The sequence below is a fragment of the Pseudomonas fragariae (ex Marin et al. 2024) genome, from assembly GCF_059621105.1.
In genome coordinates, this window is the sequence record NZ_CM184369.1 from 3,359,745 (window position 1) to 3,373,262 (window position 13,518).

At 61.3% G+C, this 13,518-nt stretch carries 13 protein-coding genes and 1 pseudogene; 6 read left to right on the forward strand and 8 right to left on the reverse strand.

The window, feature by feature from the left end; all coding sequences use genetic code 11:
• Positions 1 to 7: 7 nt before the first annotated feature.
• The 3 genes from AC54XV_RS14335 to AC54XV_RS14345 all read left to right on the forward strand — a co-directional run bounded on the left by AC54XV_RS14335 (position 8) and on the right by AC54XV_RS14345 (position 3,588).
• Positions 8 to 1,600, forward strand: coding sequence for an MFS transporter (locus AC54XV_RS14335; RefSeq protein ID WP_058399033.1), 1,593 nt, complete (start codon positions 8 to 10; stop codon positions 1,598 to 1,600).
• 57 nt (positions 1,601 to 1,657) lie between these two features.
• Positions 1,658 to 2,989, forward strand: coding sequence for an OprD family porin (locus AC54XV_RS14340; RefSeq protein ID WP_058399022.1), 1,332 nt, complete (start codon positions 1,658 to 1,660; stop codon positions 2,987 to 2,989).
• A 116-nt stretch (positions 2,990 to 3,105) separates the two neighbouring features.
• Positions 3,106 to 3,588, forward strand: a complete 483-nt coding sequence (locus AC54XV_RS14345; RefSeq protein ID WP_058399021.1) for a hypothetical protein — start codon at positions 3,106 to 3,108, stop codon at positions 3,586 to 3,588.
• 47 nt (positions 3,589 to 3,635) lie between these two features.
• Here the strand turns inward: AC54XV_RS14345 and AC54XV_RS14350 are convergent, their stop codons facing one another.
• Positions 3,636 to 3,944, reverse strand: a complete 309-nt coding sequence (locus AC54XV_RS14350) for a putative quinol monooxygenase (protein WP_058399020.1) — start codon at positions 3,942 to 3,944, stop codon at positions 3,636 to 3,638.
• A 26-nt stretch (positions 3,945 to 3,970) separates the two neighbouring features.
• A complete protein-coding gene (locus tag AC54XV_RS14355; protein WP_011267915.1) occupies positions 3,971 to 5,155 on the reverse strand; it encodes an L-dopachrome tautomerase-related protein in 1,185 nt (394 codons plus the stop codon).
• Between the two features lie 278 nt (positions 5,156 to 5,433).
• Here AC54XV_RS14355 and AC54XV_RS14360 point away from each other — a divergent pair, with 278 nt between their 5' ends.
• A complete protein-coding gene (locus AC54XV_RS14360) occupies positions 5,434 to 6,015 on the forward strand; it encodes a TetR/AcrR family transcriptional regulator (RefSeq protein WP_024643273.1) in 582 nt (193 codons plus the stop codon).
• Between the two features lie 5 nt (positions 6,016 to 6,020).
• Here AC54XV_RS14360 and AC54XV_RS14365 read toward each other — a convergent pair whose 3' ends face one another.
• The 3 genes from AC54XV_RS14365 to AC54XV_RS14375 all read right to left on the reverse strand — a co-directional run bounded on the left by AC54XV_RS14365 (position 6,021) and on the right by AC54XV_RS14375 (position 8,706).
• Positions 6,021 to 6,995 (reverse strand): 5-oxoprolinase subunit C family protein, encoded by a 975-nt coding sequence (locus tag AC54XV_RS14365; protein ID WP_496716960.1) that lies wholly within the window; start codon positions 6,993 to 6,995, stop codon positions 6,021 to 6,023.
• Entirely contained in the window at positions 6,992 to 7,864 is an 873-nt protein-coding gene (locus tag AC54XV_RS14370) for a 5-oxoprolinase subunit B family protein (protein WP_003344902.1), read from the reverse strand. The genes AC54XV_RS14365 and AC54XV_RS14370 overlap by 4 nt, the downstream gene beginning before the upstream one ends.
• A gap of 86 nt (positions 7,865 to 7,950) precedes the next feature.
• Positions 7,951 to 8,706 carry a 5-oxoprolinase subunit PxpA gene (locus AC54XV_RS14375; protein WP_024643271.1) on the reverse strand — a complete coding sequence of 252 codons (756 nt, stop codon included), beginning with the start codon at positions 8,704 to 8,706 and terminating at the stop codon, positions 7,951 to 7,953.
• A 155-nt stretch (positions 8,707 to 8,861) separates the two neighbouring features.
• Between AC54XV_RS14375 and AC54XV_RS14380 the strand changes: the two genes are divergently transcribed.
• Both AC54XV_RS14380 and AC54XV_RS14385 read left to right on the forward strand, forming a co-directional pair.
• Positions 8,862 to 9,779, forward strand: coding sequence for a LysR family transcriptional regulator (locus AC54XV_RS14380; RefSeq protein WP_003401040.1), 918 nt, complete (start codon positions 8,862 to 8,864; stop codon positions 9,777 to 9,779).
• A 31-nt stretch (positions 9,780 to 9,810) separates the two neighbouring features.
• A pseudogene (locus AC54XV_RS14385) lies at positions 9,811 to 9,891 on the forward strand (RidA family protein); the annotation flags it as partial.
• 19 nt (positions 9,892 to 9,910) lie between these two features.
• Here the strand turns inward: AC54XV_RS14385 and AC54XV_RS14390 are convergent.
• The 3 genes from AC54XV_RS14390 to AC54XV_RS14400 all read right to left on the reverse strand — a co-directional run bounded on the left by AC54XV_RS14390 (position 9,911) and on the right by AC54XV_RS14400 (position 13,518).
• Positions 9,911 to 10,252 (reverse strand): hypothetical protein, encoded by a 342-nt coding sequence (locus AC54XV_RS14390; RefSeq protein WP_003401038.1) that lies wholly within the window; start codon positions 10,250 to 10,252, stop codon positions 9,911 to 9,913.
• A gap of 132 nt (positions 10,253 to 10,384) precedes the next feature.
• Positions 10,385 to 11,635: a thiolase family protein gene (locus AC54XV_RS14395; protein ID WP_496716963.1), complete on the reverse strand. Its 1,251-nt coding sequence runs from the start codon at positions 11,633 to 11,635 to the stop codon at positions 10,385 to 10,387.
• Positions 11,632 to 13,518 (reverse strand): feruloyl-CoA synthase, encoded by a 1,887-nt coding sequence (locus tag AC54XV_RS14400; RefSeq protein ID WP_024643270.1) that lies wholly within the window; start codon positions 13,516 to 13,518, stop codon positions 11,632 to 11,634. Before AC54XV_RS14400 ends, AC54XV_RS14395 begins: the two co-directional genes overlap by 4 nt.

Genomic DNA, 13,518 nt, shown 5'->3' on the forward strand with positions numbered 1-13,518 from the left:
CCTCGACATGACAACGCCGAGCCATCCAGCCCTGACCTTCAAACAGGCGTTGTTGGCGATGCTTGGCATATCACTGGTGCTGGGCCTTTCCGCGCTGGATCAGACCGTCATCGGCAACGCATTGCCCAGCATTGTCGCCGAGCTCAACGGTTTCGAGCTGTACGCCTGGGTCGCCACCGGCTACCTGCTGGCCTCTATCGTGACCATCCCGATCTTTGGCCGGCTGGGCGATTTTTACGGGCGCAAACCGTTCGTACTGGCCGCCACAGTCATCTTCACCCTGGCTTCGCTGCTCTGCGCACTGGCAGACAGCATGTTGGTGCTGGTGATCGGGCGAGCCTTGCAAGGTGTGGGCGGCGGCATGTTGATCGGTACCGCCTTTGCCTGTGTGCCCGAGCTGTTTCCCGACACCCGCCAGCGGTTGCGCTGGCAGGTGTTGCTGAGCGCCATGTTCAGCGTGGTCAATGCCATCGGTCCGGGACTGGGGGGTTATCTTTCCGGCGAGTTTGGCTGGCGTTCGGTGTTTTGGTTGAACCTGCCACTGGGCGTGATTGCCTTGTTTTTCGCCTGGCGCTTTCTGCCGTGGTATCGCCCGCAAGGGTATCGAGCCCATTCTGCCGGTGCGATCAGGCTCGACTGGCTCGGGGCTTTATTGATCGTACTGACGCTGGGCAGCCTGCAACTGTTCGTCGAATGGCTGGGCCAGCGCTCCCTGTCGATCAGTCTGACCTGTGGCGCTGTAACCCTCGTCGCCATGACCGGGCTCTGGTTTCAGGAGCGCCGTTGTGCCTTTGCCTTGCTCCCCGCCGGACTATTCTCCAACCGCAGCATCCGCCTGCTGTTCATCATGTCGCTGCTGGCCGGCGCCATCATGTTCACCCTTCTTTTTTACCTGCCGCTGCTCTTGCAGGGCAGCTACGGCTACTCGCCAAAAGACGCCGGGTTACTGCTTACCCCGCTGGCGCTGAGCATCACCCTGGGCGCCATCGTCAACAGCCGGATCGTCACACGCATGGCCAACCCCAACCGGCTGCCGGTCGCCGGGTTCGTGGCCTTGTCAGTCGCCTGCATTGCCCTGGCGCTGGTCGGGCTGCATGCCGGGTTCGGGACCTTGTTGGGGCTCATTCTGCTGGCAGGGCTGGGGCTGGGTTTCATTCTGCTCAACCTGACCGTGTTCACCCAGACGCTCGCCGAACGGCAATTTCTCGGCATTGCCACGGCGCTGACCCAATCCTTGCGACTGGTCGGCGGTTTGCTGGGCACGGCGGCCATGGGCGTGCTGGTCAAGGTGCTGTATGTCGCCAACCTGAAAAGTGCGCTGAACGCAGCAGGTCAGGCGTCGGCCCTACCGCGCCTGGCCGACCCTCAGGTTCTGCTGCAGCACATGCCCGCCGATGTCGATGCGGCGCTATTGATAGCCCGCACCGCCCTCGCCCAGGCGGTGGGCACGGGGCTGCTGACATGCGCCGGGCTGGGCGTGCTCGCGCTGCTGGTGCTGCATCGTCTGCCTCGCGTCACCCTTCATAGGGTACCCGGTGCAACAACGCCTGCAACGAACTCATCTGCAACACCTGCTCCTGAAAAACAACAAGAAACCTGACTGCCGCCTGATTCTGCCTCTCAAAAAACACTTAATTACAGCATGAGGATGAACCCGATGGAGCGTATCAATCGCGCCACCCCTTTCGTTGCGGGCTTTTGTGGTCTGCTGATCGCTCAGCAGAGCTACGCCGAAGGTTTTCTCGAGGACAGCAAGGCCAGCATTCTCGCGCGCAACTTTTTCAGTAACGCAGACAATCGCAGCGGCGCTGCCGACCCGAACTACACGCAGGAGTGGGGCCAGGGCTTCATGCTCAACTACCAGTCAGGCTACACGCAGGGTACAGTGGGCTTCGGTGTCGACGCACTCGGCCAGTTGGGCATTCGTCTGGACTCGGGCAAAGGCCGTCACTACAACCCGCAAAGCACGGCGTTCAACGGCAATATCTTCCCCACGGACAGCGACGGTCGTGCGGTCGACGAGTTCAGCAGCCTGGGGGCGACGCTCAAGGCACGCGTCTCCAAGACCGAACTGAAATACGGCACGCTGGTGCCGATGCTGCCGGTGGTAATGTCCACCGACCGCATGTTGCAACAGACTTTTCGTGGCGGGCAGATTCAGTCTGGCGACCTGAAGGACTTCACGTTCACGGCAGGCCAGCTGGAACATGTCATGGGCCGTGGTTCGACCAATCAGATGGGCATGTCCATTCCGGGTGCAAACAACCCGCTGACCGGCGAGTTCGTCAACAAGTTCTACTATGCAGGCGTCGATTACAAACCGACCAAAGACCTGACCTTGCAGTACTACTACGGCAACCTGGAAAACTTCTACAAACAGAACTTTCTGGGCCTGAAATACGACATGCAACTGGGTCCAGGCACCCTGCGCACCGACCTGCGCCATTTCGACAACCGCTCGGACGGTGCCAACGGTCACGACCCAGCGTTCTACACAGTAGGTTATTACGGCAACGGCGTCACCAAGGGTGAAGTCGACAGCCGCCTGTCCAGCGCCCAGTTCACTTACCTGATCAATGGCCATACGTTCGCTGCGGGTTACCAGGCCGTGACCGGCGACAGTGACGCGGTCTGGCTGAATCAGGGTGACGGCTCGACTGCCTATTTCATGACCGAGTCAATGATCGGTAAATTCCAGCGTGCCGGAGAGCGTACCTGGCAGGTTCGCTATGGCTACGACTTCGCCAGACTGGGCGTCCCCGGCCTGAACTTCCTGGCGATGTATGAAAGCGGCTCGAACATCCAGACGTCCGACGGCGACAAGAAGGAATGGGAACGCAACGTGACCCTGAGTTATGTGGTGCAGTCCGGCCCGGCAAAAAACCTCAGCATCGCGCTACGCCACGCGCAACTGCGCACCGAATTCGCCAGCCAGCGTGATTCCGATGAGCACCGGGTGATCGTGAGTTACCCGATCAATATTTTCTAAGGCAACGGGACAGCAGATGCAGGACGTGTCTGCTGTTCGAACCGACATGGTTACCCTGGCTCGTATTCGCCAATCATTCGTTATAACCTCTGCAGCATGCAAAGGAAGCGAACACCATGAACAGTACACATCCGGATGACGCATCTGATCAAGCCCGTCCGCCACCTTCAGTAAAGCCTGAAACCCGTCTTCTTGAGTCGGAACCGTCCGCGCCTCACGCAGGCGTCCAGGCGACACCTCACAAAGCCATTCACCCTGCCTTTATGGATATGCCTGCAGCACCCTACCCTGGATTGGAAAACCAGACGGGCATGCCCTTCAGCTCGTTCTACCTGAGCAGGTACATTGCCTTTGCCTCAATTGCTTTTATGGCTATTGGCGTTTGTATCGCTATCTTTTTTCTGAATCTGGACGGCGACTGGCCTCAAATAAATCGAGTGCTTGCAGCTGCCGCACTGTGGTTCGCCAATCTGATATCGGCGGTGCTCAATACGGTGTACTGGTTCATTCGGCGGGCGCCGAAGGGATTGGTGATCTTGCTGGCTGTGCAATGGGTGGCTGCGCTGTCCGGTGCGTTATCATCCCTTTCGCAGAACTGATCAACTCACTGCGAATGGGCCCGGACTGACCGGGCCCTTTCGGACACTCAGCTCGATACCTGATCCAGGAATATCAGCTGCGGCGGCTCTGCCAGCAACTCGCCGCTGACTGCCGCGAACTGTTGGTAGTGCGGCGTGGCGACATGGCCGTCCAGTGCTGCCTGATCCTTGAAGCATTCACGCATGTAGAACGTGCCGCGCTCATCGCGCGCTTCGAACAGTGTGTACTCGATATTGCCTGGCTCCGCCCGGGTCGGCTCCACAAGTGCCGATAATGCGGTTTTCAGGGCCGACTCTTTGCCGGCACTGGCTTTCAGGACTGCCATCAAGGCCAATGGCTTTGCAGGTGCGTTCATTATCGATGCTCCGGTATTCGATTCGATCAATGGGTGGGTGCGGGCGCCGCGTCTATTTTCAAACGCAGCAGGCTGTAGGGTTTTTCCCGCTTGTCGTGGCCGGCGTTGAAGTTAGCCTGGCGGTGCAACTGGTTGACGATGAAGTACAGGTAGCCATCCGGGCCGATCGACAAGGTGTCAGGCCACAGCATGCGCGGATCGTGTGCCACCGTTTGCCAGGTGCCATCCGGCAGGCGTTTGCGAATCGAATTATGCTCGTAGTCGCCGGCGTATACCGCGCCTTTGGCATCAGCCTCCAGGCCATCCGAAGCGCCTTTTTCCCCGAGGTCCTGCACCGCCGCTGCCAACTGCTGCTCGCTGACCTTGCTGTCGTTCAACAACTCGGTGGCCACGGCATACAGATGACGGCTGGACAACGGCGAGAAATACAGTGTCTTGCCGTCTGCCGACAACGCAATGCCGTCCGAGGCGACGCCGACCGGTTTGCGCGTTCCGTTCGGGCCATCGCCCAGCACAGCAACCCCTTCGACGACGGGAACGAAAGCCGGATCGACAGACGTAGCCTGTGCCCCGTTCAAGCGCCGCACGGCGTGGCCGCTGGCAATGTCCATGACAATGATCGCGCCCGGCCCGCTCAAGGATGAGTCCGTTACATAGACCGTCCCCTCCGCTCCCTTGCGCAAGTCAAAGCGCATGTCGTTGACATAGGTGCCGGGCAAGATGACGTTATCCGGAAACACCAGGCGCTTGACGATCCGGTTGGTGGCCAGGTCCACCGCAACCAGTTTGGCGCCGCCTCGACGCGGAGACGCAAAGCCCGGTGCGGCCGTGTCCAGAAGCCAGACACGACCCTTGCCATCGGCGACCACACTCTGCACGCTGATCAGCCCGTCGCCAGGGTCTTTGGGGTTCTCCTTGTTGACCGCCAGATCGGGGTAGGCAACCACTTTGCCGTCACGAATCTCGCCCACAGTAAACGGCACCTTGTCACCCCAACGCGGGAAATTGACGAAGATCCGTCCGGTTTCAGTCACCGTCACGCCGGTAGGCATCGCGTCATAAAAGGCATGCACCTGTTCGAGCTTGCCGATCGGTTTGTCGGCAGGCGCACTGGCAGGCAATGGAATGGCGGTCGCGCCGTAGGCCAGCGAAGTAGCGAGTGTGGCGGCGGAAATCATGGCCAGTGCTGCGGAAATTTTCGTTCGATGCATAGTGCTCTCTCCTGAGGGGCCAACTGCCCATCAGCATTGGGGGCTTTGTGTGCCATAAACAGGTTGACGACTAGTCTGAGCTTTCTTGTTACAAAGAAAAACGCGGGGAATACGCTAACACTTTCAACGCGAGGGCGAAGATCCGTGTTGCTTGCCAGCCATCTCCTGCAGCCAGCATCCTGACGATCAGCGGTTTTGATGACGGTCAGCATCAATGCTATATTCACGCTCTTCCAGGCCCAGACAGCCACCACCAGACAGGCAAAGAGGCAACCTGCATGAGAGTTACCAAGGCGCAGGCCCAGGCCAACCGGGCACACATCGTCGAGACGGCGTCCGTCCAGTTTCGCGAGCATGGCTATGACGGTGTCGGGGTGGCCGATCTGATGGCTGCGGCAGGCTTTACCCACGGCGGGTTCTACAAGCATTTCGCTTCCAAATCCGACCTGATGGCCGAGTCGGCAGCCTGCGCCATCGCGCAGACCGTGGCGAAATCGACCGGCATCGATCCAGCGCAGTTCATTGATCACTACCTGTCCCGGGAGCATCGTGACAACCTTGGCACGGGGTGCCCCATGGCCGCGCTGAGCGGCGATGCAGCGCGCCAGTCGGACGAGGTCAAAGCAACCTTCGCCGAAGGCATCGAAAGCCTGCTGGCAGCGCTTGCTCCCGCGCAGGCAGCGCCCGACGACGAAGAATGGAAGCAGGCACGGGCAAATACCATCGACCGCTTTGCCCATGCGCTGGGGGCACTGCTGCTGTCACGCAGCTGCCCGAATGACTCACCGCTGGCGGACGAAATACTCGAGGTGTGCCGCGCGAAGATGCGGGCACAACTGGAGTCCGGGCAGGCCGACTGACAGCCTCAGGAAGGAAACAGTTTGCTCAGGCACGCCAGCTTCTTCTTGTATGACTTGCGCGCCTCCAGCGCCTCCTCCAGCGTTACGGCCACGAATCGGGCGGTCTGATTGGGTTGCATCTGACCGATCAGATCCAGGTCCGCGCTGATCACCGTGCCGATCATCGCGTAGCCCCCGCCCGACACCGCATCACGGTGCAACACAATCGGTTCCAGCCCGGCAGGCACCTGAATCGAACCGATCGGGTAGCAGCTGTCGACGATATTGGATGGATCGGAACCGGCGCCGAAGGGCTGCTCCCTGGGCTGGAAGGTCAGCGCCCTGCCCCCCTTGAAGCGATAACCGATGCGGTCGGCTTCCGACCCTACGCTCCAGGGCTCGGAGAAAAAACTGGTGGCAGCAAATTCGGTCAGGCGCTCGTAATACAGGCCCGGCACGACCCGCAGATACACCTCACCACCCAGAGACTGGCGCAAGGCCATTGGCAGACTGGCGCCGGCACGTCCCTTGCCGCTGGGTGTGCCTATCGGCAGCTGGTCATCAGCGGCCAGTCTACGACCCTGAACACCGCCAAGCGCACCCAACGTGTAAGTCGAACGGCTGCCCAGCACCAGCGGCACATCAATGCCGCCGGCGACGGCCAGATAGGTGCGCGCACCGTCCTTGGGAAAGTCGAAACGCAGCACTTGCCCGGCCTTCACCGCAAAGGCGGTGTCGTGGTGCATTTCCACACCGTCGAGGCGCGCCGCCATGTGTGCGCCGCAGACCGCAGCCAGCGTATCGCACTGAAACTCCAGTTCCGGTCCCAGCAGCGTGCATTCAAGCCCGGCCGCGCCGGGTGGATTGCCGACCAGCTGATTGGCGGCGCTGAGGGCGTACTGGTCGAGCGCACCGGAGGGCGGAATGCCCAGGTGATAATAGCCCTCGCGGCCGAGGTCCTGAACCGAGGTGGCCAGACCGGGTTTGAGCACCTTGATCATGCCAGCACCTCCTGCAACGACTTGGGATAGCCCACTGGATCGGCCAGAAAGGCATCCAGTGAAAACTCGACCGGGCGGATGAGCAGGTCGAAGCGCCCGGCTTCCACCTCTGCGACAGCCTCGTCGTAGGCTTGCCGGTCAAGCGGTTTGAACTGGACGATATCGCCCGGCCGGAAGAACACCATGTGCTCTTTCAGGTAGGCCAGCTTCTGCTGCGGGTCATAGATCGGCGCAGGAGTGACGCCAAACATCTGATAACCGCCCGCTCCGCGTACCGAATAGATGCAGCCGAAGCAGCCGCCGTGGCCGAGTGTGTGCTTGGGAGTATCGGTGCGCGGACGCAGGTATTTGGGCACCTGCAGCTGACGCTCGCGTTCAACCATCTGGAACATGAACGGCAGACCGGCGACAAAACCGACCATCGAAACGAACCACGGTGCGCCGCTGTGCGCGGCGATGAAAGCATCGACATCCGCCAGGTTATTGATGCGCGCAGCGTATTCCAGGTCGGTGGAACCGGGGTCCTGATGGCGGTCACGAAAACGCATCAGGGTCTCGTGGGTCCATGGATCGTTGTACAGCACCGGGATCTCGATGATCCGGGTCTGCAGGGTGCGTTCGGCGACCGCACCGGCCTCGGCCGCCCTCACCGCTTCAAGCAAGACGTGTGGTGCGATGCGGTCCGGGTCAAAACGAATCTGGAATGACGCGTTGGCCAGACACACGTCCAGCACACCGTCCAGCGCCAGACGCTCGACCGCACGGGTCACCGCCAGCCCCTTGAAAAATGCTTCCAGCGACATACTGTCACTGACCTCGGCGAACAGATGTTCATCAGCGCCAAAGCTGTAGCGAATCGGATCAGCCATGTCTGTTCCTTTCTTGAAATCGTTGTAGAACGGCAGGCAAAAATCAGTAACACGGCTCGTGCGTCTGTGCACACGATGCCTTTGACTCAACGCGGTGCACGCACCTCAATGCCTGCAGCGTCTAGCGCCAGGCGTGTCGCTTCTGCAAGGTCCAGCGCGCCCGGCGTGTCGCTGTGCAGGCAGATCGAATCGAATTCGATGCTCAGGTCCTCACCCTCGACAGTACGCACCAGACCTTGCAGGCACGCGCGCACCACGCGGGCTGCGACTTCGGTCGGGTCCAGGGCGCGTACGTGACGGGTGAAGACGATGGAGCCGCTGAGGTCGTAAGCGCGATCAGCGTAGAACTCGCGGATCACCGGCTGGCCCAGCTCTTCGGCGATCTTGCAGATAACCGAACCGGGCATGCAGTAGAGCAGCAAATCAGGCTCCAGGCGCTGCAGGTTTTCCACCAGCAGGCGGGCTGCGGCGTCATCCCTGGCCAGGTGCATGTACAAGGCGCCATGGGGTTTGAAATGCTGTAAGGCCACGCCTTGCACCCGCGCAAGCTCGCGCAGGGCACCCAGTTGGTAGAGCATGTCGTCGACCAGTTCCTGGGGCGTCGAGTTGATATGCCGGCGACCAAAGCCGACCAGATCGCGGAACCCCGGGTGTGCGCCGATAGCAACGCCCAGGCGTTTCGCCTGCTCGATCGTGCGGCGCATCGTGCCAGGGTCACCCGCGTGAAAACCGGTCGCAACATTGGCGGAGCTGATATAGGTCATCAATTCAGTATCGACGCCGTCACCAATGGTCCACGCGCCAAAGCTTTCACCCATGTCCGAGTTGAAATCCACCTGCATGGCTGTTGCTCCTGTGGCTGGCCGGACAAGGGGCTATCCGGCTTCATGCAAACCACGTTAAATTCAGTTGCACCCCTTGGGTAGATCTATTAACAGATACGCCATCTTCTGAAAAACAGATACCCCGCCCATTGGAACCTCTGTCTGGAGTGCTTATGTCCCTGACCTTGCGCCAGGTCCGTTATTTCGTGGCAACTGCCGAGATCGGGCAGATCTCGCAGGCGGCCATTCACCTGAACATTTCCCAATCGGCGGTCACCACGGCGATCAAGGAACTGGAGGGCATGCTCGGCACCCTGCTGTTTCAGCGCTCGGCGCAAGGCATGAGCCTGACTGAAGCAGGCCGCCACTTTCTCAACAGGGCTTACGTCATCCTGCGCAGCGTCGATGATGCGCTGAACAGCCCGCTGCCCGATATCCGCGCCAGCGGCGTATTGCGCCTGGCCGCCAGCTACACGGTCATCGGCTACTTCCTGCCGCATCATTTGCAGCGCCTGGAACACTGGCACCCGGACGTGGCCATCGAAGTGCATGAGCAGGAACGACACGCCATCGAACAAGGCCTGCTGCAAGGTCGCTTCGACATGGCGGTGGTGCTGACAGCAAATATCACTCACCCGGATATTATCTCGGAAACGTTGTTCAACTCCGAGCGCCGCCTATGGCTGTCCAGCCATCACCCACTGTGCCAACGCGCTTCTGTCAGCCTCGCCGATGTCGCGCAGGAGCCCTATATCCTGTTGACCGTCGACGAAGCCGAACAAAGCGCCATGCGCTATTGGGAGCTGGCCGGACAGCAGCCCAACGTCAGAATCCGCACCAGCTCGGTGGAAGCCGTGCGCAGCATGGTCGCCAACGGCAGCGGCGTGGCGATCCTTTCCGATCTGGTGCATCGCCCCTGGTCGCTGGAAGGCAAGCGTATCGAAACGATCACCGTCACCGACACGGTAACGCCCATGAGCGTCGGCCTGGCCTGGCACCGCGAACGAGAACTGAGCCCGGCGATGCAGGCATTCCGCAACTATTTCCATGATGCATTTCTGGCCCCGCAGCAACTGTCGGCACGGCGTTGAACCCGCGACACGCTATTGCGGATGGCGTGCCGGTGGCCGAGTGACCTGGCTGTATGGCTTTGATTTCGAGATCAAGGTCATCGCCAGGTTGCCGGAAGCCGTCGAGCAATAACCGGGCGGCCTGCGTTCACTCAGCGGCGAATCGGCACCACGCGGTCGCTGGCATCCGCCGCCAGGGGCTCTTCGAACTGCTGGAAAAACTGCCCGGACACCACATGATCGAGAAACTGCGCCTGCTCTTCGGTGGCCAGGCGTATCGGCGAGTAGCCGTCGGCATCGGGCACAGCGAAAAGGCGCGCCTTGCGTTCATGAGCCACCGCGATGAACGCCCTTTTCTCTTCGTCGGACATCGACGAAAAACAATCGCAAAGATTTTCCAGCGAGCGCACCGCCAGATCCTGGTCGAGCTGCTTGTCATCCGTGAACATCAAATGCCAGACGAAATCGAAAGAAAGCTCAGCGAGGGCACGCATAGACGGGGTTCCGTGGGATCGAGAGATGCGAGATTCACCGTTCGCTACGATTCGGTCAAGCGCTAAAGGATGACCTGCGTGGGGCGTAGCGTTTAACGCAGGAAAATGTCGCATTTGCGGGCATTTTCCTGGTTAGACAGCGCTGCAGGCATAGCGGGGATTCTCGATCAGCAGCGCCATGCCCTGCCCGCCGCCGACGCAGGCTACAGCGATACCGTAGCGCAAGCCTGCGTCGCGCAGTTGCCGGGCCAGGGTCATGACCAGACGCAGCCCGGTGGCTGCCAACGGGTGGCCCAGGCCCAGTGATCCACCCAGGCAGTTGAGCCGCTCGTGGTCAAGCTCCAGCGTTTGTGCCACTGCCAGAACCTGAGCGGCCTGCGCTTCATTGATTTCCAGTCGACCGATATCCCTCAGTGCCAGCCCGCTGCGCTGTAACAGCAAGCGGATCGCAGGTGCGGGGCCAATGCCCATGAACTCTGGCGCCACACCCGTCACCGCGCTGGCCAGCAGATGCGCCAACACCGGTCGCGTCGATTGTGAAGCACGCCCCACCAGGGCCGCCGCCGCGCCATCGACCACCGCACAGCTATTGCCTGCGGTCTGCACCCCGTTCGCGTGAATGGCGCGCAGACGCGATAACGCTGCCAGATGGGTCGCACGCGGATGGCTGTCCTGCGCGACCACTTCAACCCCTCGCGGCAACTCGATGCCGCGCGGCTGATAGCCTTCCAGCGCAAAGCGCTCGCTGCTGACCGGGACAATTTCCTCGGTCCATTTGCCGGAAACCTGCGACTGCAGCGCCCGCTCATGGCTGAGCAAGGCATAGCGGTCCACCGCCTCACGGCTCAACCCATGACGCCTTGCGAGGTTGTCTGCCGTGGCGATCATGTCCATCGCCGGTGCCGGGTCATACAGCGCTTCCCAGAGAAAATCCTTGAACTGCACAGCGGCACCGAGCGAGAAGCCATTGCGGTGGGTATAGGCCGCGATCGGGTTGCGCGACATGGACTCGGCGGCGACGCACAGCGCCATCTGCCCGCCTTCGCCCACGTGCAAGGCGGCCTGGCGCAACAATTCGAAACCGGTGGCACAGATACGCTGCACACCCAATGCCGGAACGCTGTGCGCGACGCCGCTGTACAGGCCGATGTGCCGGGGCAGCAGGTAGGCATCGAAACTGGCCTGCGCCATCGAACCGGCCAGTACGCTGTCGACCTGATCCGCCTGAATGGAGGCACGCGCCAGAACCTCGCGGCCGACCTTGATACCCAGATCGATGGGCGAGACAGGTGCCAGAGCACCGCCCAGATCCACCCAGGGCGTGCGCACCGCATCGACGATGGCCACGTCACTGAATGCCGAATACTGCCCGCTGCCACTCATGCCTTGGGCTCGGCACGGAGCTTGTCCGGATCCTGATCACGGTACAGCGCTTCGACCTTGTCTGCGCGCCACTGCAGAACAGCGCGCTGGTTGATCGACCCCTTGTCGGTAATTTCGCCGCGATCAATGGACGCGGGCTGATCAAGCAGCACGATCCACTCCAGCCTGCTGGCGTTGCCGTTCGCGCCCTGATTCAGGCGCGCCAGCCAGCCGGCGAACCACTCACGTACCGGCGCACTGGCCAGTACCTGTGCATCCGTGGCCTGTGCATCCAGCCCGGCCAGTTGCCGACACTCGTGCACTCTGGGAAACACCAGCGCCCCGAGGCATTCGCGGTCAGGCGCGGTGATGACCACATCCTGCACGTACGGCGAGCCTTCCAGCACCGCCCGATTGCGCATCGGCCCGACACTGACGAACACGCCCGACGACAGCTTGAAATCCTCGGCCAGACGCCCGTCGAACATCAGGCCCAGCTCGGGTGCCGCAGGATCGGCAAGCTTGATCGCATCGCCGGAGCAATAGAAGCCGTTCTCGTCGAACACTTCGGCAGTCTGCTGTGGCGAGCGCCAATAGCCCGGCATGATGTGCGGACCACGAAAACGTCCTTCGAGCTTGCCATCCACAGGCACCAGACACACTTCGCATCCCGGTGCGGGCAGGCCGATGTAACCGGCCATCGACAAGGGCCCGGTGGTGAAGGTGCAGGACGGCGCAGCCTCGGTCATGCCCAGTCCGGCCATCATGCGGATCCGCTCGCCGCAATGCTGCTCGGCCACCCGGTCAAGGCGATCCCAGATGCTTTGCGACAGGCCGGCAGCGGCGAAGAAGAACAGCTTGATACGCGAGAAGAATCGCTCGCGCAGCTCGGCGTCCTGCTCCAGTGCGTTGACCAGCTCCTCCCAGCCCTTGGGCACAGTCAGGTAAGCGGTAGGCGAAATTTCCTTGAGATTGCGCAGGGTCTCGGCGAAGCCTTGAGCGGTTGGCTTGCCGTTGTCCAGATAGAAAGTGCCGCCGTTGTACAGCACGATGCCGAGGTTATGACTGCCGCCGAAGGTGTGGTTCCAGGGCAGCCAGTCGACCAGCACGGGCGGCTCTTCGCCGAACACCGGAAATGTCTGCAACAGCATCTGTTGATTGGCACACAGCATGCGCTGGGTGGTCACCACCGCCTTGGGCAGTTTGGTCGAGCCCGAGGTGAACAGAAACTTGGCGATGGTGTTGGGGCCGCTGGCCAGGAAAGCCGCATCCGCCTCGCTGCCACCCGGTTCTTCGAGCAGGCTGGCGAAGGTCAGCGCAGGCCTGCCATTGAGCTGTCCGCGCACAGTGATGACCGGCGTGTCGGCCGCAATGACCGCATCGATGGCTCGCTGAAACGGCGCGGCATCACTGACAAATACCAGTCCTGGCCGCAACACGTCGCAGACGTGTCGTAACTTGGCGAAATCCTGAGACATGACCGAATACGCCGGTGAGACCGGGCAGTAGGGAATGCCGGCGTACATGGCACCCAGAGCGAGCTGCAAGTGCTCGATGTCATTACCTGACAGCAACGCCAGCGGCCGATCGGCGGAAAGTCCGTACGCCAGCAGGCTCTGTGCGATAGCGCGCACGTCAGTCAGCATCTCGGCATAACTGACCTTGCGCCAGCCGCCACGGCTGTCGCGGGCGGCAATGAAGGTCTGTTGCGGACGCAACTGCGCCCAATGCACCAGTCGGTCGAGCAGCCGGTCGGGTAACCGGGCCAGGGGTTCCAGGGCCCGCATGTGCAGAACGCCCTGCTCTTCCCGCACCTCGATGGGCGGGTGGCCGATGGAGACCTGACGATAGCGCGGTGGATTATCTTCACTCTGCAGCGTTGACGATCTGATATCGGAACTCAC